The 17,301-nt window shown below is 70.2% G+C and carries 20 protein-coding genes; 6 read left to right on the top strand and 14 right to left on the bottom strand.

All coding sequences use genetic code 11. The annotated features are described in order from the left end of the window. Nucleotides 1-5: 5 nt before the first annotated feature. The 3 genes from JGS39_RS02015 to JGS39_RS02005 all read right to left on the bottom strand — a co-directional run bounded on the left by JGS39_RS02015 (nucleotide 6) and on the right by JGS39_RS02005 (nucleotide 1,854). Nucleotides 6-461, bottom strand: coding sequence for an SRPBCC family protein (locus tag JGS39_RS02015; protein WP_219566873.1), 456 nt, complete (start codon nucleotides 459-461; stop codon nucleotides 6-8). A gap of 59 nt (nucleotides 462-520) precedes the next feature. Beyond that, a complete protein-coding gene (locus tag JGS39_RS02010) occupies nucleotides 521-901 on the bottom strand; it encodes a VOC family protein (protein WP_219566871.1) in 381 nt (126 codons plus the stop codon). A 125-nt stretch (nucleotides 902-1,026) separates the two neighbouring features. Continuing rightward, entirely contained in the window at nucleotides 1,027-1,854 is an 828-nt protein-coding gene (locus JGS39_RS02005; RefSeq protein ID WP_219566869.1) for a class I SAM-dependent methyltransferase, read from the bottom strand. Between the two features lie 358 nt (nucleotides 1,855-2,212). Between JGS39_RS02005 and JGS39_RS02000 the strand changes: the two genes are divergently transcribed. Beyond that, nucleotides 2,213-3,118: an NAD-dependent protein deacetylase gene (locus JGS39_RS02000; RefSeq protein WP_219566867.1), complete on the top strand. Its 906-nt coding sequence runs from the start codon at nucleotides 2,213-2,215 to the stop codon at nucleotides 3,116-3,118. Nucleotides 3,119-3,449: 331 nt separating this feature from the next. Here JGS39_RS02000 and JGS39_RS40505 read toward each other — a convergent pair whose 3' ends face one another. Next, on the bottom strand, nucleotides 3,450-3,557 hold the full coding sequence (locus JGS39_RS40505; protein ID WP_236063091.1) for a DUF6131 family protein: 108 nt from the start codon (nucleotides 3,555-3,557) through the stop codon (nucleotides 3,450-3,452). A gap of 314 nt (nucleotides 3,558-3,871) precedes the next feature. On the opposite strand from JGS39_RS40505, the gene JGS39_RS01995 reads away from it, so the two are divergent. Then, nucleotides 3,872-4,126, top strand: a complete 255-nt coding sequence (locus JGS39_RS01995; protein WP_219566865.1) for a hypothetical protein — start codon at nucleotides 3,872-3,874, stop codon at nucleotides 4,124-4,126. Between the two features lie 51 nt (nucleotides 4,127-4,177). Here the strand turns inward: JGS39_RS01995 and tpg are convergent, their stop codons facing one another. From tpg to JGS39_RS01970, 5 genes are all read right to left on the bottom strand, one after another. Beyond that, nucleotides 4,178-4,732, bottom strand: coding sequence for a telomere-protecting terminal protein Tpg (gene tpg, locus JGS39_RS01990; RefSeq protein ID WP_219566863.1), 555 nt, complete (start codon nucleotides 4,730-4,732; stop codon nucleotides 4,178-4,180). Between the two features lie 3 nt (nucleotides 4,733-4,735). Further along, nucleotides 4,736-6,895, bottom strand: a complete 2,160-nt coding sequence (gene tap, locus JGS39_RS01985) for a telomere-associated protein Tap (RefSeq protein WP_219566861.1) — start codon at nucleotides 6,893-6,895, stop codon at nucleotides 4,736-4,738. A 153-nt stretch (nucleotides 6,896-7,048) separates the two neighbouring features. Next, on the bottom strand, nucleotides 7,049-7,417 hold the full coding sequence (locus JGS39_RS01980) for a type 1 glutamine amidotransferase family protein (RefSeq protein ID WP_219566859.1): 369 nt from the start codon (nucleotides 7,415-7,417) through the stop codon (nucleotides 7,049-7,051). Between the two features lie 84 nt (nucleotides 7,418-7,501). Continuing rightward, nucleotides 7,502-8,461, bottom strand: a complete 960-nt coding sequence (locus tag JGS39_RS01975) for an SDR family NAD(P)-dependent oxidoreductase (protein ID WP_219566857.1) — start codon at nucleotides 8,459-8,461, stop codon at nucleotides 7,502-7,504. A gap of 129 nt (nucleotides 8,462-8,590) precedes the next feature. After that, nucleotides 8,591-8,794, bottom strand: a complete 204-nt coding sequence (locus JGS39_RS01970; protein WP_136326921.1) for a cold-shock protein — start codon at nucleotides 8,792-8,794, stop codon at nucleotides 8,591-8,593. Between the two features lie 308 nt (nucleotides 8,795-9,102). Between JGS39_RS01970 and JGS39_RS01965 the strand changes: the two genes are divergently transcribed. Beyond that, complete coding sequence (locus tag JGS39_RS01965; protein ID WP_308120121.1) at nucleotides 9,103-10,182, top strand: hypothetical protein; 1,080 nt, start codon at nucleotides 9,103-9,105, stop codon at nucleotides 10,180-10,182. Between the two features lie 128 nt (nucleotides 10,183-10,310). Continuing rightward, nucleotides 10,311-11,036, top strand: coding sequence for a class I SAM-dependent methyltransferase (locus JGS39_RS01960; protein WP_219566853.1), 726 nt, complete (start codon nucleotides 10,311-10,313; stop codon nucleotides 11,034-11,036). Nucleotides 11,037-11,171: 135 nt separating this feature from the next. On the opposite strand, the gene JGS39_RS01955 is transcribed toward JGS39_RS01960, so the two are convergent. Further along, nucleotides 11,172-11,690: a GNAT family N-acetyltransferase gene (locus JGS39_RS01955; RefSeq protein ID WP_236063077.1), complete on the bottom strand. Its 519-nt coding sequence runs from the start codon at nucleotides 11,688-11,690 to the stop codon at nucleotides 11,172-11,174. A gap of 263 nt (nucleotides 11,691-11,953) precedes the next feature. Here JGS39_RS01955 and JGS39_RS01950 point away from each other — a divergent pair, with 263 nt between their 5' ends. Beyond that, nucleotides 11,954-12,793 (top strand): GH25 family lysozyme, encoded by an 840-nt coding sequence (locus JGS39_RS01950; RefSeq protein ID WP_236063087.1) that lies wholly within the window; start codon nucleotides 11,954-11,956, stop codon nucleotides 12,791-12,793. Between the two features lie 64 nt (nucleotides 12,794-12,857). Then, nucleotides 12,858-13,748, top strand: a complete 891-nt coding sequence (locus tag JGS39_RS01945) for an LLM class F420-dependent oxidoreductase (RefSeq protein ID WP_219566851.1) — start codon at nucleotides 12,858-12,860, stop codon at nucleotides 13,746-13,748. Between the two features lie 155 nt (nucleotides 13,749-13,903). Here JGS39_RS01945 and JGS39_RS01940 read toward each other — a convergent pair whose 3' ends face one another. The 4 genes from JGS39_RS01940 to JGS39_RS01925 form a co-directional block, all read right to left on the bottom strand. Next, nucleotides 13,904-14,353, bottom strand: coding sequence for a spore-associated protein (locus tag JGS39_RS01940; protein WP_219566850.1), 450 nt, complete (start codon nucleotides 14,351-14,353; stop codon nucleotides 13,904-13,906). A 138-nt stretch (nucleotides 14,354-14,491) separates the two neighbouring features. Next, nucleotides 14,492-15,589 (bottom strand): serine hydrolase domain-containing protein, encoded by a 1,098-nt coding sequence (locus JGS39_RS01935; protein ID WP_236063086.1) that lies wholly within the window; start codon nucleotides 15,587-15,589, stop codon nucleotides 14,492-14,494. A gap of 228 nt (nucleotides 15,590-15,817) precedes the next feature. Then, the gene (locus tag JGS39_RS01930) at nucleotides 15,818-16,369 is read right to left on the bottom strand and encodes a YciI family protein (RefSeq protein WP_219566846.1); all 552 of its coding nucleotides are present in this window, start codon (nucleotides 16,367-16,369) and stop codon (nucleotides 15,818-15,820) included. Nucleotides 16,370-16,454: 85 nt separating this feature from the next. Next, the gene (locus JGS39_RS01925) at nucleotides 16,455-17,288 is read right to left on the bottom strand and encodes a M20/M25/M40 family metallo-hydrolase (protein WP_308120119.1); all 834 of its coding nucleotides are present in this window, start codon (nucleotides 17,286-17,288) and stop codon (nucleotides 16,455-16,457) included. Between the last annotated feature and the right edge of the window lie 13 nt (nucleotides 17,289-17,301).

Raw genomic sequence — 17,301 nt, 5'->3', positions numbered from 1 at the left:
GTGGGTCACCGCGGGCGGGGCCCGCCCAGGGGCACGTCGCCCGTGGCTGTCCGCTCGGCCAGCTTCTGGAACTCACCGAGGTCGTAGTTGGCCAGAACCGAGTCCAGATTGGTGAGGGCTCCCAGGTGCTCCACAAACCCCTGGGGGTCGTATTCGATCTGCAGTGTCAGCCGACTCGACTCGTCGTCCAGTCGATGGAAGGTGACCACACCGGCGTGGTGGACGCCCTCCGTCGTCTTCCAGGCGATCCGGTCCTGCGCCACGACCTCGGTGAGTTCAGCGACGAAGCTCTTGTCGACCCCGGGCAGAGCGAGCTGCCACGCGAACCGGCGGTCGTCCAGCGGATCGACACGCTGGACATGGCTCAGGAACGTGGGCCACTGCGTCACATCGCTCCACAGTGCCCAGCTGATGGCCACCGGGGCCTTCATATCTACGGTCTCAACGATCGATGAGGACATGCGGGACTCCTTCGTGGGTTCGCGGGTTCGTCGGCGGTTCGCTGGTCCTGCCCGGGGGATCAGCCGGGCGGGGCGAGCGTGAAAGGGTGTCCGGCCGGATCGGAATAGAGGCGCGCGTCACGGACGCCGTCGTTGCTCTTCGCGCCCAGAGGGCGCGCGCCGAGACCGACGGCCTCACGCTCCGCCTCGTCGAGATCCTCCCGTGCCACCAGGATGCGCAGATGAGCCTGCTGGGAATCATCGGGCCGCGGCCAGCTCGGCGGCGCGTAACCGTGGTCCCTGCGAATCGCGAGATGCACCCCGCGGTGGCCCACGACCTCGACGATATCGGGGTCGTCGCCGACGCGGACTTCCGCGTTGAGCAACATGGCGTAGAAGTCGGCCAGTTCTTTCGGCTCCGCGCAGTCCAGCACCAGCACGCTCGTCTTCGGCACTGCCATGGCCTTCCTCCTCCTGCTTCGCGGGCATCCGGGTTCCGGACGTCGTCTCGACTACCCGCGTCCCGAGGCAGCACACCCGGGCCCGCCGACGCCGAGCGGCAGTCGGCCGCTCGGCGTCGGGTACCTCATGCCGCGTCCTCCTCGGGTTTCCGGCCCCAGGCCGTGAGCATGCCGGCCGACAGGGCGGCACACTCCTCCGACTTCACGTAGCGGACCGCCGCGTCCATGGCCGCGTCGTCGACCAGGCCGGTGGCGAGCATCGCGGCCCTGCTCCGCTCCCAGGTGTCCTCCCAGAAGCGGCTGATGGCACTGCCCGGCAGCAGCGGTGGCACGTAAATCTCGGCGGCGACGGACTTGAGCCCGGCCCCGCGCAGCAGTTGCGGGTACGACGGAACCCAGGAGACATCGGTGCCGATCGCGGTCCGCAGGCCCTGCCACATGGCGCGCATCACCGCGGTGTACGGAGTGCCGGGCGCCCGGTCACTCGTCAGGTCGACCGCGTCGCTGAGCACCAGCACTCCGCCGGGCGCGACAAGCTCCGCCAGTGCTGTGATCATGCGGTCGCGCTCGGGCAGGTGCATCAGCACGAAGCGTGCGTGGACGAGCTGGAACCGGCCGGGGGCGAAGTCCGGGAGCGTGATGTCGGCCTCCCGTACATCGAGCCCGGGCAAGGGCCGGTCTCCGAGGAACCGTACGTCGCGGTCCACGGCGAGCACGCTCGCCACCCCGGCCTCCCGCAGCAGCCGGCAGGACACCGTGCCTGTACCGGCACCGACGTCGAGGCAGCGCCAGCCCGGGCCGGCCCCGAGGGCCCGGAGACGCGCCATGGTGAAGTCGTCGTAGGCGAGGGCCCCGAAGTCGATGCGCTCCCCCTCCCCCGCCTGTCCGGGCCGGAAGAACGCCTCCCCGTAGCGGCCGTCGCCCGCCGCGGCCCCGCGGGGCGTGCCGGTCACGTCTCCGCCCGTCCGACCGGACCGTCCTTGATGAGCCCCGGCGCCCGGGCGGTGGGGAACTGGAACAGCGGGTCGCTCAATGCTTTCAAGGCCGGGCCTCTCGACGCGGTGTGTGTGGTGCCGTCCGGCCCGTCCCGAAGTGGCCGGGCCCGCCGACCATGCCGATCCTCCTCCCGCGGCCGCCGCCTCGGCCGAGGCGCGCCGCACCGGGTCGAGGACCACTCGTTGCACACACCAGGTGATGGTTCGCGCACTTGCTGTCATGACTGATGGTGGCCGGGCGGGCGGAGGTGCCCGCGAAGGACGGGGCAGCCGGGCGGGCGAGCGGGTTCCGCCACCGGTTCCGTACCCTGAAGAGATGCGTATGCGCCCCACTCTGAGCTGGGCCCCCACCGAAGATCTGCCTCCTGCCACCACCGACCTGGAGCCGGTCGCCGATGCGCTCCGCGCCGGCGGTGTGCTGGTGCTCAGCGGGGCGGGCATCTCCACGGAGTCGGGCATCCCCGACTACCGGGGCGAGGGCGGGAGCCTGAGCCGGCACACTCCGATGACGTACCAGGACTTCACGGCGGGCGCCCAGGCCCGCCGCAGGTACTGGGCGCGCAGCCACCTCGGCTGGCGTACGTTCGGCCGGGCCCGCCCGAACGCGGGGCACCGGGCCGTGGCCGCGTTCGAGCGGCACGGCCTGCTCTCGGGTGTGATCACCCAGAACGTCGACGGGCTGCACCAGGCCGCGGGCAGCGAGGACGCGGTGGAACTCCACGGAAGCCTGGAACGGGTCGTGTGTCTTTCCTGCGGCGCTGTGAGCCTGCGCCGCGACCTTGCCCGGCGGCTGGAGGAAGCCAATGCGGGTTTCGCGCCGGTGGCCGCCGCGATCAATCCGGATGGGGACGCCGACCTCACCGACGACCAGGTCGGGGACTTCCACGTGGTGTCCTGCACGCTCTGCGGCGGCATCCTCAAACCGGACGTGGTGTTCTTCGGCGAAGCCGTGCCCCCACAGCGGGTCGAGCACTGCCGCAGCCTGGTCCGTGAAGCGGCCTCGCTGCTGGTCCTGGGCTCCTCTCTGACCGTGATGTCCGGGCTCCGGTTCGTCCGCTACGCAGCCCAGGACGGCAAACCCGTACTGATCGTGAACCGGGACCTCACCCGGGGCGACCGGCACGCCGTCGCCCGCATCGCGCTCCCACTCGGCGCGGCCCTGACCACCGTGGCCGGCCGGCTGGGCATCGGCGTCGGCGAAGAGGCGGCCGGGCCTGCGTGAGCGGGGGGCGGCGTGCGGTGTCGTCGCGGTGCGTCAGATGCGGTCCGGGAGCGTGACCGGGTGGCCGTCGGGGTCGGCGAAGGTGAATGTCCGGCCGGCCTCCGCCATGCGGGCCGTACGGTGAAAACCGTGCCGTCGACCTCGTGAACCGAAAGCCCCCGACTGCACTCCCCTCTTCCGCGATGAGCTATTTCTCACCGCGCACCCATGAACAATTCCACTTCACTCATTCCAGGAATGACCGGTGACGTGCGGGTGGGCCGCGACGATACGCCGTCGCGGCCCACCCGCACATAACTGTCTTCAGCCATTTACTGCCGGCTGGAGAGGATCAGAAGTAGTGCCTACGTCCGCCCACCTTGCGCCCACTGGCACCAAGGATCCACAGAACGGCACCCACCACGACGAGCACACCGCCGATGGTCGTCAGCAAGGACATACCGACCAGCAGGCCGATTATGAGCAGTATTGCACCGAGAAGAATCATGTCAGTTCCCATCATCAAGTCTCTTAGGCGATTACGGGAACGCCGCTGTGCAGCGACGCCCTCGCATTCGACCGGTACTACATGGCCGACCTGGAATCGGCAGCCATAAGCTTTCCGTCCCGACCATCCTCGTGCCCCGTAATTCCGTGTTCACTCACGTCTTCCTGACGCAACCGCCACTGCCGGCCGTGGCGAGGACCCCGAATCGGCCCGAGGGCCCGGCCACATAGAATTGCGCTCCACGAACAGGCCGTACGGATGAGGGGTTGGGGACTGAAGTGTTCGGGGGCAGGAAGAAGGAGGGCGGGCTGCCGAAGATCCCGCGGAGCGTGGATCCTCGACGAGCCCGCAGTCTCGCGGTTCCGGCCGAGGCACAGGCCGACGCGCGCATGTTCATGCTGGGCGGCGACACCTTCCGGGCACTCAAGGTGATCCTGGACGCGACGGGCTACGACCTGCGTCAGGCCCGGGACATCGTGTACGCGCTGGTCTACGACATCGAGGTGCCGAGGGGTACGTGAGCCGAGGCGCGACCCGGATGCGCATCCGGTTGCACTGCGCGGGGTCCTTACCTACAGACCGAACTCGATGTGCTCGACGTCGGTGTACTCCACCAGGAGTCCGGACGCCCGGCGGCCACCGTCCTTGAAGTAGGTCTCCTGCAGTGCTTCGGCCGCGATGTTCCGGAGTTGTTCGTCGGTGGCGCCCTGGTCGCGTGCGTCGAAGAGGCGGGCTGCGTAGGTGGGCGGGAGTGCCACCGTGAGATGGCGCAGCCGGGCGTCGTCGGTGGAGCCGGGGGCCGCGGTGTAACCGAAGCGTGCGCGGGTGTCGATCACGATCCCGTGGGTGGTGGCGGCCTTCTGTTTGGCCTGGGCGCGGATCTTGGGCTGCCACCGTGCGGCGACCTGGCGTTCCAGGCGTGCGGCGAGGTCTTTGCGTGGTGTTCTGATCTGGTCCTTCACGTAACGCTCGACGGTGCGCTGGCTGATCCCCAGCTGCTGGGCGGCGGCCCTGGTGGATTTGAGCTGTCTGACGAGGTAGCGCATGCGTGCCCCGGCCGACTTGGGGATCGGGCGCGTGAACGCTTCGTGGACGGCTTTGTCGAGGCCGTCGGCGAGCTTTCCCATCGGTTACTCCCCGTTGTCGGAGCGGGCGACGTGGCCGTCCTTGATGTACCGGGCGAGATTCTCGTCCTGCCCGTGTTCCTCGTGGACGCTTTCGGCCCACAGGGTGGTCTGGGTGCCTTCGTGCTTGACCATGCCGGGGCTTACGCCGAGCCGGAAGCCGCCGGGCAGCGGTTTGTCGCCCTCGTAGGGGAGGAAGTCGAGGGGGCCGGGGCCGTCGCTGGCGTAGACGGCGCAGTCGGAGAGGACCGCGATGGGGTACTGGCCGGTGGCGTCGGCGAGTTTGAGCATCTTGCGGTGCATGTTGGTGCGGGCCTTGGAGATGACAGCGGCGCGGATGTCGGGACGCCAGGTGGGGCGGGACAGGGCCCGCCAGGGCCGGCCCGGCTTCCAGCCTTCACCGCGTGGGCGTTCACGGAGCTTGCCCAGGCCGCCCTTGACAGTGGCCTTCACCGCGGTCAGGACGGTCGCCATCTGCGGGTCGTGCTCCCTGTAGCCGTCCATCGCTGTCAGGAAGTCGGCCGGGGACAGGCCGGTGGTGACGCCGAGGTCGGCCATCGTCGCGATGTAGGCATCGCGGAGACGGTTGTACCAGCCGTCGAGGTAGCGGCCGTTGTCGTGACGGACGTAGGCCTCGGACGGGGCGACCCGGTAGCCGAGTTCGACGGCGTAGGCCACGGTCGGCGTCGCGTACCAGGCGGGCCCGGTGGGGCGATCGCCCCGGGGGGTGAAAGGTGAGGGGAGGCGGTCGTCCAGCTCGATGTGGGAGAGGTCGACGAGCCAGGAGCCGGGCAGTTTCGGGTCGAAGGCGGGGTGATGGAGGTGCGTGGGCGCACCCAGGCCCACCGTGGTGCCGTTGGCGGCTGCGGCGAAGGCCATGTTGACGTCGATGCCGACCACGTACCGCCTGGTGCACTCTTCGTCGGTGAGCGGACGCGCCCAGTCGTACGCCTCTTCCATGAGCATCTGATCCGGGGTGCGCTGATGGAATCGCGGCAGATCGGCCAGGAGCGGGTGCCCGTCGGGTGCTTCGCACGGGGCGCAGTCCACGGGCTCGTTGCCGAGAGAGCCGGGGTTGTACTCGCTGTGCCGCTTGCCGGCGGGGTCGGGTTCGCTCGCCCGGGTGGGCGGGTGCAGCGCCGTCATCAGCTCCAGGCCGGTGACCGCTGTCGAACCGCGGGGGGTGATCACACGGGTCGCGTAGGTGCCGAGGAGGCGTGCGAGTTCGGGGGCCGGGAGCTGCCCGGCACTGCCCCAGCTGCGCGCGTCGAGCGCGTTCCATGACGGAATGCACAGCTGGACGCAGGCGCGGTTGCCGCCCTGTGCGGGACGGTAGATACGGGCCCACGGGCCGAAACCCCGGCGGGTGAGCTGCCAGTTCGCCCGGGACAGCTGCTGGATCACCCGGTGGCCTTCGGGGAGCCGCCCTGCCGAGCGTTCCTCCTCGCTGAGCTGCGGGGGCAGACCGTAGCGTTCGCACGCGGCGGGCGTCAGGACGATCAGGGGATCGGCGTCCTTGCCGTTGCGGCTCAGCCGGGGAGCGCCCAGCTTCGCTTCGCTCAGAACCCACTCGACAAGGGCGGGGGCGGACTTGGCGGGCACGTCCAGGACGAGGCCGCCGACGCAGTACGCCGCGACCTGGCCGTCCTCGACGTCGACGACGGCCAGGGGACCGTTCGCATAACGCGGATCGGTCCCCGACGGTGACGTGGCGGTCTTCGCGGGCAACGGACGTCGTGAGGCCGTGCGCGTCGCCGTGGTCCGGTCCGGGGGCGGAGGGGACTGCGCTTCGGGCGCGAGCACGGGCGCTGGTGCGGCAGGTGCGGCAGGTGCGGGCACTTCGGGTGCGGGTGCGGCAGCGGACTGCGCTTCCGGTGCTTCCGGTGCTTCCGGGCCGCGCGCCGGTGCCGTCGTCGGGGCGGACGCCTCGGGATACAGCTCGGCGAGCTTGTTCACCAGTCGGGCGTAGGCCTCGCGTTGCGGCGGGCGCGGTTCCGTCCTGCCGTTCTCCCAGCTCACCACTGTCGCCCTGCGCACGCCCAGTGCGGCGGCCACCTGTTCCTGTGTCAGGCCGTGGGCCTTGCGCAGACGCTCCCGTTCCTGGGGCGGCGGCAGAGGTGAGTGGTCCGCGATGAGAGCATCGACCGCGTCGAACAGTTCAGACACCAGAAACCTCCCCGATCACTCTCGGACGCTACACCAAAGCACCCACCGAACGAACTTTAGCCGCACATTGTTCGATCGTTTGGCGTACTTCGGTGGGCCTCGGGCGCTCGCGCCTCAATGCGAGACAGCGGGCAGCCTGCGGGGCTCGACGCGCTACTCCACCGTCTTGTCACCTCCCCGCCCGACCACGTACGAGCCCTTGCCCGGGACCTCGGTCACCGCCTCCACCAGTTCCGTTCCGCGGTAGACCAGCCCCACTCCGACGTCCTCCATGTTGGGCATGGGGAACAGGTTCAGTGGCGTCAGATCGAAGCCTGCTGTCCGGCCGGCCTCCGCCATGCGGGCCGTGAAGTGCTCGGCGTCCCCGATCGCCGTGCCCACGTACATCACACGCGGGCGCCGGCCGTGCGCCCCGGAAAGGTCGACGGCGTGATGCACGAGGGCATCGAACATCACGCCGGTACGTCCTCCCGCACGGTGTCCGCCCGAGGTGGCGACGATGGTTGGTTCCGGCGCGGTCACGGCCGCGATCATATCGACGGCCGTTCGGGGCTCTCCGCTTCCCCTCTGCCGGGGGCGGTGACCGCGGCGCGGGGAGCGGTGCGGTCAGCGGGCCGCCGCGAAGGCGTCGACACCCGTGAGCTCGGCCGAGAGCGCCCACAGGCGAGCGGCCTGCTCGGGGTCGGTCGCGTGTGCGTGCACACCGCCCTCCGTGCCGTCGCGGGCCGGCTCGGCCACATCGCAGTCCTCGCAGTACACGCCGCCCCTGCCGACGAGTTGGGGTGACGTCGCCGCCCACACCTGTGTCGCGGCGCCCTGTGCCGGCGTCTTGAAGGTGGGATCGGTCAGGTTGCCGTGTTCGTCGATCCAGCCCGCGTCCACCATTTCCGCCTTGGCGAGGTGGCGCTGAAGAGGGGTGAGGATGCTGCCCGGGTGCACCGCGAACGCCCTGACTCCGGCGTCGCGGCCGAGTGCGTCGAGTTGCACGGCGAACAGCACGTTGGCAGCCTTCGCCTGCCCGTACGCCTGCCATCGGTCGTAGCCGCGCTCGAACTGCATGTCGTCCCAGCGCACGCCCATCCCGTGGGCACCGGAGGACACGGCGACCACACGTGCGCCGCCTTGGGCGATAGCCGGCCAGAGGTGATTGACCAGCGCGTAGTGACCGAGGTGGTTGGTGGCGAACTGCGCCTCCCAGCCCGGGCCGACCCGCGTCTCGGGGCAGGCCATGATCCCGGCACTGTTGATCACGAGATCGATCGTGCGGCCCGAGGCCAGAAACCGCTCGGCGAAGCCGCGGACACTGTCGAGGTCGGACAGGTCGAGTTCGTCGGCCTCGGCATTGTCGATGCTCTCGATCGCCTTCCGGGCGGCCTCCGGCCGGCGGGCGGGGACGACGACGCGGGCACCGGCCGCAGCCAGAGCTCGTGTCGTCTCCAGGCCCAGTCCCGAGTAACCACCGGTGACAATCGCCGTGCTGCCGGACAGGTCGATGCCGCTCAGTACCTCGTCCGTGGTGCTGCGAGCACCGAAACCCGACCCGATGTTGTGCTGAGGTGTCGTCATGGCGGTGACGCTAGGCGCTGGATCGCGCTCTAAGTCAAGGCCGTTGATGGCGAGTGTCCACGTGCGAGTGCCCCGGAACGTCTGACGGGCCGCCGGAGCGTACTCCGGCGGCCCGCTTCACCCCTGAGGTCAGGCAGACGTGATGTTCTCCGCCTGCGGGCCCTTCTGGCCCTGCGTGATGTCGAAGGTCACCGCCTGCCCCTCCTGAAGCTCACGGAAGCCGGTGGCGTTGATGTTCGAGTAGTGCGCGAAGACGTCCGGCCCGCCGCCGTCCTGCTGAATGAAGCCGAAACCCTTTTCGGCGTTGAACCACTTGACGGTTCCGCTGGCCATGCCGGTGCCTCTCGTTCGTTCCAGGATCCGCACCACACGGACCCGCGAATACCCCGGCCCCGTACAGCAAAGCGCCCGCGGCGGAGCGCGGGCAGCTGGGGAACCACGGCATCTGGAAAAGACGCTACATGCCGAAGCCCGCTGCCACCAGAGATTGACGGAGTGTTGCCGCCGGTCCGGCGGCGCGATCACCGCGACAGCGTCCAGAAGTGACCGGTTGGCCGGCCTTCGCCATGCCCTCGGCTCCCCGCGCCGCAGCCGGTCCGGACCTGATGACGCAGAGCAGACCTCGGGCCTAAGGTGTGCCGGTGATCTTCAACAGGAAGCGGAAGGCTTCGCGTCTCGCCGCCACGGTGTCCGAGCTGGAGGAGGCGGTGGCCGCTCGCGACGGTGACCGCACGGGGCGTGCCTTCACCGCCGTGATCAACGGTGTCCAGGCGGCATCGGACGCCGAGTGCGTTCTGGCCGGGCCCCGGCTGGCGGCGCTGCTCCCCGAGTTTCCGCCCACCGGACCGCGGCCGATGCTGGCCATGGCAGCCGGCTTCTGCGCCGAGCGCGGGGCCGATCCGGCGGCCTGCGCCGGGCCGATCCTGGACGGCGTCCACCAGGATCTGCTCGACGCCCTGGAGTTCGCCCGCCGCTGGACCGCCTCCGGCGCGGCCGGGGACGAACTGCCGGAGCCTGACGAGAAGATCATCGACGACGCGCTGCCGGCCCGCTTGGGCGGAGACGCGTCCGAGGCCACGCGGCTCGCGCTGGCCTGGTGCTCGGTCGAGGAGTGGCAGCCTCCGGCCCTGGCCGTGCTGTGCCGCAGCTCCGGGGTGCGCCGTCGCCACGCCGCCGCGATCCTCCCCGCCTGCCGCGCGTTGGAGGCCCTGGAGCGGCACGACCTGAAGTGCCTGTCCTACGCGCTGGCGGTTCTGGACGACGAGCCCGTGATCGTGCTGCACCGGCCGACCGGGACGGGGTTCGAAGTCCGCATCGGCGGTATCGGGGACAACTTCCAGTTGCATACGCTGCTCGCTCACGTCCTGGTGGGCGGCGGCCACGTGGCCGGCACCTCGCCGTCCGCGGAGAGCGTGCGCCTGGCCACGGATCCCGAGCCCGCCACGGGGCGCACCGGGACCGTCGCGACCGGAGCCTTCGAACTCCTCGCTCCGGACGGCGCGCGCATCTGGAACGAGGGGCTGCCCGACGACATCCCTGTGGTGGAAGGACACCGCCTGCTGGTGCTCGACGAGCCGGTGTACCGGCGCAGTTGGAACGCCGACCGGTTCTTCCCGCATCTGCCGGGCACGGCCGAGCTCATCCGTGTCCTGAGCGCGGACGAGACCCGGACCTGGTTCGCCCGCACGTCCCCCGGGAACGGGACCGACGGGGCGTCCTGATCCGGTGCGCCCGGGCTGTCGTCGCCACCGGTCCGCTGTACGCCTTGCCGGGGCCGTGCCGCGCGCGCCGTCGACCGGGGCAGAAACCCGGTGGCTGCCGAAGCCCTGTTCTGCGTACGTTCGCACGCATGGCTGACGACTGCTTCGCGCATCCACGACTCGCCGCGCTCTACGATGTGCTCGATCCCGACCGCACCGATCTCGCCGCCTATCTCAGGATCGCGGAGGAGGCCGAGGCACGCCGTGTCCTGGACATCGGCTGCGGAACAGGGGTGTTCGCGCTTCTCCTGGCCGGCCGCGGGATCGACGTCGTCGGCGTTGATCCGGCCCTGGCCTCCCTCGAAGTCGCCCGGGCCAAGCAGGACGGTGCACGGGTCCGATGGATCCATGGCGATGCGACGGGCCTCCCCCCGCTCCAAGTCGATCTCGCGACGATGACCGCGAACGTCGCCCAGGCCATCGCGGCCCCGGAAGCATGGGAGGGAACGCTGCGGGGAGCGCATGAAGCGCTGCGGCCCGGCGGGCGCCTGGTCTTCGAGACGCGCGATCCGGCCGGGCGTGCCTGGGAGGAGTGGACCCGCGAGCACTCGTACCGTGTCACGCGGATTCCGTCCGTCGGCCCGGTCGAGAGCTGGGTCGAGCTGGTCGAGGTCAGCGGGCCGTTGGTGACGTTCCGCTGGACCTACCGGTTCGCGGCGGACGGGCAGGTCCTCACGTCGGATTCGACGTTGCGCTTCCGGGAACGGGAGGAGGTCGAGCAGGATCTGATCGCGCGGGGGTACGTGGTGGAGGAAGTCCGCGATGCACCCGACCGGCCGGGAAGGGAGTTCGTGTTCCTGGCACGCCGTCCGTGATCTTGGGTGTTCAAGGTGTTCAGCTCCGGCACCGCCTCGATCGGCAGGCTCGGAGGCTTGGGCTCGGGGGCCTGGGCGCGGGGGCCTGGGCGCGGGGCCACGCGGTCGTGGACGGGCCAATCGGGCGGCCGGACCCTACGGGAGTTCCTTGCACATCAGCGTGCACATCGTCTCGTAGCGACGCAGCGACCCGTCCGGCGCCCGCTCGTCCCACGCGTCGGGACGGCGGTCGTACGCGACGTATCCCAGTCGTTCGTACAGTGCCCGGGCCCGGGGGTTGCTTTCTTCCACGCCGAGCTCGGCGTGGCGGAGGCCACGGTTCCTCATCCGGAGTTCCGCCGCTTCGACGAGGAAGGTGCCGATCCCGCACGACTGCAGAGCCGGGTGGACAGCCAGCTGCCAGAGGGTGCCGACGCCGTCCTTGACCCGGTAGTCGATGCCGGCCTTCGCGACGGGAACGTCCGTGGGAGTGCAGACCGCGAGGTAGTCGACCTCGCCGAGCCGGGCACGCTCCAGCTGCGTCGCGACGCCGGCCAGGTGGTGTGCGGACCCCGACCACCCGCAGGACGCGAGGTCGGCATGCACCAGGTCGCGCACCGACAGCTTCAACACCACGCTGGTCATCTTCATCGCCTCCGGCCAGTCAGCATCCATGCGGACCACCCGGGATGCAATGTCGTTCTTCCGAACGTGCCCCCACATCACTCCCGCACGCGGGGTCATCCGAATGCCACGTCGGGGGCCCGTCCGCGGCGCGCCGGGGGACGAACCTCTCCTCGTTCGTAACTCTTTGCATCAGGACGTGACGTCGGCGGGACGAGAACCGGCGGCGCACGGCTCCCCGAATTCGGCCGTCACCCAGGAGGACTGCGTTGTCATCTCGAACCCACCGCCCCGGATCCATGCGGCGCAAGCTGATGGTGGCCGGCGCGTTCAGCTTGGTCACGGCCCTCGGCCCGGGAGTTCCTTCCGGCACGGCGGCAGCAGCGCCGCTGCCCTCCAGCAGCGCCATCCCCCTCGGCGACGGATACATGGGCGCCGGATATCTCGCGGACGCGGAGAGCTTCACGGCGGACACACGCCAGATCGAGTTCGGGGCCGAGGGCAGCGCGTCCACTCAGGCCACCCAGGCGGGCATCGACGTTTCCCACTACCAGGGAACGATCAACTGGTCGTCGGTGAAGTCGGCCGGCATCGCGTTCGCCTACATCAAGGCCACGGAGTCGACCACGTACAAGGACCCCACGTTCAGCGCCAACTACCTCCACGCCCACCAGGCAAAGGTGATCCGAGGCGCCTACCACTTCGCCCGTCCCGGCCTGTCCAGCGGCGCGGCGCAGGCGAAGTACTTCGCGGGCAACGGCGGGGGCTGGTCGCGGGACAACCTGACGCTGCCCGGCATGCTCGACCTCGAAGGCGGCTGCTCCGGCAAGTCGGTCTCGGCCATGCGGTCGTGGATTCTCGACTTCTCCACCACGTACAGGGCGAAGACCGGACGCGACGTCGTCATCTACACCGGTCCGAGCTGGTGGAACACCTGCACGGGCGGCTGGGGCGGCATGTCCGCCCGCAGTCCTCTGTTCGTCGCGCACTGGACCGGCGCGTCCAGTCCCTCCATCCCGGGCGGTTTCCCGTACTGGACCTTCTGGCAGTACACCGACTCAGGTTCGGTGAGCGGGGTCTCCGGCGCGGTGGACCGCGACCGGTTCAGCGGGGACAGTGGCCGCCTTCTGGCCCTTGCCAACAACACCCTCTGACGGCCGGACGGGGGCGTCACCCGCCGCGTGGGAATAGCCGGCACGATTCGCTGTTGATCACAGCATGACTTCTGACACACGTGGCGCATTCGGGCGGATCGGCATCTGGAGCGGGGCCCTGCACCGGTCTCGGGCGGACGACGCGGGGAAGGCGGCCATCACCCAGGCGGTGACCGAGCTCGAGGACCTCGGGTACGGCACGCTCTGGATCGGGGGCAGTCCCTCGCCCGACGATGCCGCCGCTGTCGTCGACGCCACCCGTTCGATCACCGTCGCCACGGGGATCCTCAGTATCTGGGACCACCCCGCGGCGGATGTGGCGGCCCGCATCGCGCGGCTCGACGCGGACGCCCGCGGGCGCCTCGTCCTCGGGCTGGGCGTCAGCCACGGTCCGATGGTCCCGCAGTACGCGAAGCCGTACAGCGCGATGGTCGCCTACCTCGACGCACTGGACTCCGCCACCCCGCCGGTGGACCCCGGGCATCGTGTGCTGGCAGCGCTCGGCCCGAAGATGCTGAAGCTCGCGGCGGGGCGCGCGCTGGGTGCCCACCCCTATCTCGTCACCACCGAGCACACGGCGGAAGCCCGCGAAGCACTGGGCCCCGACGCTCTGCTCGCCCCGGAACTCTCCGTCGTGCTCGACACCGACCTCGACCGGGCGCGCACCACCGCGCGGACCATGCTGGCGATGTACCTGCAGCTGCCGAACTACACCGACAACCTGCTGCGGCTGGGGTTCGCGGAGAGCGACTTCGAGGACGGCGGGAGCATTCGCCTCCTCGACGCCCTCTTCGCCCTGGGCGACGCCGAGCAGGTGAGGACACGGGCCGGGCAGTACCTCGACGCCGGTGCCGATCACGTCGCTCTCCAGGTACTCACCGCCGACCGGGGCGGCGCGGGGCTGCCGCGAGCCGAGTGGCGCGCCCTGGCCGCGGCCTTCGGGGACGAGTTGTAGGCAGCGGTTCCAGAAGGCGGCGGTCCGCCGGTCGTGACCGCCGCCTCGCATCGTCCCGTAGACCGGACGATGCGAGGCGGCGGCCGGGACCCGGCGGGAAGATGGGCATCAGCCGCACCGTCCGCGGGCCGGAGCGCCCCCTTCGTACGACCGGGTCAGCGGATTTCCGTGACCCGGTGTTCCGTGCGCGCGGCGCAGTTGGAGTTGTCCACGGACACGTACACGTTGGCGATGTTGCCGCCCCAGCTCACGCAGTGGCCCTTGCCGTAGACGTAGGCCGGCCCCGCGTACGACGTGTAGTTCCCGGAGTCCCCGGCCCACTCGTCGGTGTCGGGCACGTAGATGTACGTGGACATGTCCTTGGCCGTACCGGGGTTGGTACGGATGGTCGCGACGCAGTTCTTCCCGTTCTTGGCGTTATACGTCAGGTAGACCGTGCCCAGTGAGCCGACGGGCACCGAGTTCACGGTCTTGTAGGCACTGCCGCAGACGCCCTGAGGTGTGACGTTGGGTGCGGCAGATGCTGCCGTGGCGCCCATGACCGTGGCACCCGCCACCAGCGCGCCCACCGCCCCGACGACCGCGACATTACGCAGGCTTCTCATATATCCCCCTTGTGTCTCCAGGAGCGGTTTGCTCCCACTTGTTAGGACTCGCGGGCGGCAGGGATGGTTGTGCCGGGTACGCCCGCGGGTTCCGCGGGAGGGGTTCACGGGGTTCGGGGGCCTCTCGTCCCGCCCGGGTCACCGCTTGCGCAGGAGTGCGCAGACGAAGTTCTCCTCCACGGTGCGCAGCCGCTGCAGCAGTTCCGGCTTGTTCGTCCTGTTCACCTGGGTGGTCAGGGAGAAGGTCAGCGACCGCTTGCCGTCCGGTGTGGCGGCGACCAGTTGCGTGTAGCCGGGAAAGTTACCCGTGTGGCCGTAGACCGCACCGCAGCGGGTCGTGTAGCGGAAGAGGGCCAGGCCTGCCTTGTTCGCGCCCGGGCCCGCGGGTTCGGAGGCTCCGTTCACCCAGTTCAGCTGCTGACGCCGGGTCCGGTCGGTGATCAGCGTCCCGCCGGCGTAACCACGGATGAACGACGTCATGTCCTTCGGCGTCGAGATGATCCCGCCCGACGCCCACACCCCCGAGGCGCTGAGCACCTCGCTGACGTCCTCGGGCGGGTTCGGCGGGGTGACGTCGTAGCCGTGCATGTACGGCTCGGGCATCCGGTAGCCCTGCGGAAGGCTGGTGTCGCGCATCCGGAGCGGGCGGTACACGAGTTGGGCGAGCAGATCCTCGTAGCGGCGTCCTGTCACCGCCTCCGCCATCAGCGCCACGGCGATGTTGTCGGAGTTGGAGTAGGCGTACCGGGCCCCCGGACGGAACGCGAGCGGCTCGGCGGCGACGAAGTCCAGCAGCCGCCGGGAGTCGAATCGGCGCCGGGGGTCCGCGGTCACCAGGGCCAGGAACTCCGGGTCCGCGGTGTAGTCCGGCAGCCCGCTGGTGTGGTTCAGCAGCTGTCGCAGTGTGACCCGGTGCCAGGCACGCGGCAGCCGGGGCAGCACCTGGCCGATGGTGTCGTTCAGCCGCAGCCTCCCCCGGTCGACGAGCTGGAGGGAGACCGCGCCGCTGTACGCCTTGGCGGTGCTGGCGATACGCATGTGGTCGGTCGTCCCGATCGGGCGGACGGCGCCGGTGTCGGCGACGCCCGCCCGGAAGACCTCGGTGCGGTGCTCCCTTTCGAGGACGGCGATCACTCCGGGCGGCCCGCCCGGCGCGTCGGTCAGTTCCTGCAACTGCCTTCGCAGCGCGCGGTCGTGGTCGGCGGGGGCCTCTGCGGCGTGGGCGGGAGAGAGCATCAGCCCGGCCGTGCAGGCGGCGGCCAGCAGGGCGGCAAGGGGCAGGCGGACCTGCGGGGAGCCTGGAAGCAGCACGGAAGTACTCCTGAGACGTGAGCCCGGTGGAGAATCCAGCTTCGCCCGCTGCTCCGCAAGCCGCGCGTCGCCCTGCTCCATCCAGCCGAGACCACGGAGCCGCAGCTCCTTGCGGGGCTGTGCCGTGGTGCTTGATGCCGCGTCTGCGGGCTGTCAGCGCCGTCCGCCGAACTCCCAGGTATGCACCTCGATCCCGGCGTACCGGTCCGGCGTCAGGACGGCGCGTGCCGTGTCCGGATCCGGCGCCCGTATCAATGCCGCCGTGCCCAGCCAGGTCGTACCGTCGTCGGAAAGCAGCGGCCCGTAAGCGATCAGCTCGTCCCGGCGCGGCGGCACCGCGAGGTCTGCGGGCTCCCCCGCGCCGAGGCCGATCACCAGGTACCGGTTGCCGCCGCTGTGACCGCCGGGGAAGTCCCACATGGTGCGCCCCAGCAGGTTGCGCCACCTCCGCAGCAGCACGTCACGGTAGACACCGGCCTGGTAGTTCGGCTCGTCGAAGGCGAACGTGCGGGCAGCGGCGGGGCCGGGCAGGTCGACGATGTGCACGCTTCCGGTGGGCACCTCGTCGTCGTCGTGGGCGAAGGTCGGGCCCCTGGCGATCATCTCCTTCGCATACGGGTCCATGTAGGACCAGTGCTCTTCCTGCAGCTCTTCACGCAGCGGAAGGGAGCCGGGCCGGTCTCGGTGGTAACAGAGGAACTCCATGGCCGAAGGATCTCTGACCGAGGGCAGCCGGGTCGAGCCGGTATTCCGCGATGAGCGTCCGGCCCGCTGGGTGGGTGCGCTGCCGTCACACCTTGCCGAGCCAGGTCAACGCGGCGACGACCAGCGCTTCCACGCCGGTGCTCAGTGTCGGCTCGACGACGGGGGCGAAAGCTGCCGAGTGGTTGCTCGGCAGCTCGTCCACGCGTCCCTCGGTGAACGCCGCGCTCGTCGATTCCGCCTCCAGCCCGCCCCAGAACCAGAACACCGTGGGCACGCCGAGCGCCTCACCGAACACACCCACGTCCTCGCTCGCGTTCACCTGCGGCATCGGCAGCAGCCGCTGGGCGCCGAAGTGCTCGGAGAACGCCGCCACCGTCGTCTTCGTGGCCTCCGGCTCGCTGACGAGCGCGGGGGCGGAGGCGAACCAGGTGAAGTCCGGCGGCTTCGGCGCGCCGCTCGTCCGCGACTCCCCCGTCACGATGCGCTCCACCGCGCTGCGGACCAGGTCGCGTACGGCAGGCGTGAAAGCGCGGATGTTGACGCCCAGCTCGGCGGATTCCGGGATGATGTTTTCCTTCGTACCGGCCTTCAGGCGCCCCACCGTCACCACGGCCGTCTCCGCCGGCGGTACCTCGCGGGCGACGATGCCCTGGAGCCGGGTGACCACGTTCGCCGCCATGAGCACGGGATCGATGGACGCTTCCGGCCTGGACCCGTGGCCGCCCCGGCCGTGGAGGGTGATGTTCACCGAGTCGGCGGCCGCCATCACCGGCCCGTTGCCGTGACCGATGAATCCGGCGGGAAGCGGTCCGACGTGCTGGCCCAGGACGATGTCCGGCTTGGGAAAGCGTTCGAATAGCCCGTCGTCCACCATGCCCCGGGCACCGACGGCCAGTTCCTCGGCCGGCTGGAACACCACCAGCAGTGGAAAA

It is taken from the genome of Streptomyces poriferorum (genome assembly GCF_019399235.1).
Classification (GTDB): domain Bacteria; phylum Actinomycetota; class Actinomycetes; order Streptomycetales; family Streptomycetaceae; genus Streptomyces; species Streptomyces poriferorum.
This window is presented reverse-complemented; position numbering and strand designations above follow the sequence as displayed.

Coding starts and splice junctions, on each gene's coding strand:
- JGS39_RS01935 (WP_236063086.1), bottom strand. CDS start 15,589: ATGCTCTCTCCCGCCCACGCCGCAGAGGCCCCCGCCGACCACGACCGC.
- JGS39_RS01975 (WP_219566857.1), bottom strand. CDS start 8,461: ATGACGACACCTCAGCACAACATCGGGTCGGGTTTCGGTGCTCGCAGC.
- JGS39_RS01930 (WP_219566846.1), bottom strand. CDS start 16,369: ATGGAGTTCCTCTGTTACCACCGAGACCGGCCCGGCTCCCTTCCGCTG.
- JGS39_RS01960 (WP_219566853.1), top strand. CDS start 10,311: ATGGCTGACGACTGCTTCGCGCATCCACGACTCGCCGCGCTCTACGAT.
- JGS39_RS01950 (WP_236063087.1), top strand. CDS start 11,954: ATGGTGGCCGGCGCGTTCAGCTTGGTCACGGCCCTCGGCCCGGGAGTT.
- JGS39_RS01945 (WP_219566851.1), top strand. CDS start 12,858: ATGACTTCTGACACACGTGGCGCATTCGGGCGGATCGGCATCTGGAGC.
- JGS39_RS01940 (WP_219566850.1), bottom strand. CDS start 14,353: ATGAGAAGCCTGCGTAATGTCGCGGTCGTCGGGGCGGTGGGCGCGCTG.
- JGS39_RS01970 (WP_136326921.1), bottom strand. CDS start 8,794: ATGGCCAGCGGAACCGTCAAGTGGTTCAACGCCGAAAAGGGTTTCGGC.
- tpg (WP_219566863.1), bottom strand. CDS start 4,732: ATGGGAAAGCTCGCCGACGGCCTCGACAAAGCCGTCCACGAAGCGTTC.
- JGS39_RS02010 (WP_219566871.1), bottom strand. CDS start 901: ATGGCAGTGCCGAAGACGAGCGTGCTGGTGCTGGACTGCGCGGAGCCG.
- JGS39_RS02000 (WP_219566867.1), top strand. CDS start 2,213: ATGCGTATGCGCCCCACTCTGAGCTGGGCCCCCACCGAAGATCTGCCT.
- JGS39_RS01955 (WP_236063077.1), bottom strand. CDS start 11,690: ATGGATGCTGACTGGCCGGAGGCGATGAAGATGACCAGCGTGGTGTTG.
- JGS39_RS40505 (WP_236063091.1), bottom strand. CDS start 3,557: ATGTCCTTGCTGACGACCATCGGCGGTGTGCTCGTCGTGGTGGGTGCC.
- JGS39_RS02015 (WP_219566873.1), bottom strand. CDS start 461: ATGTCCTCATCGATCGTTGAGACCGTAGATATGAAGGCCCCGGTGGCC.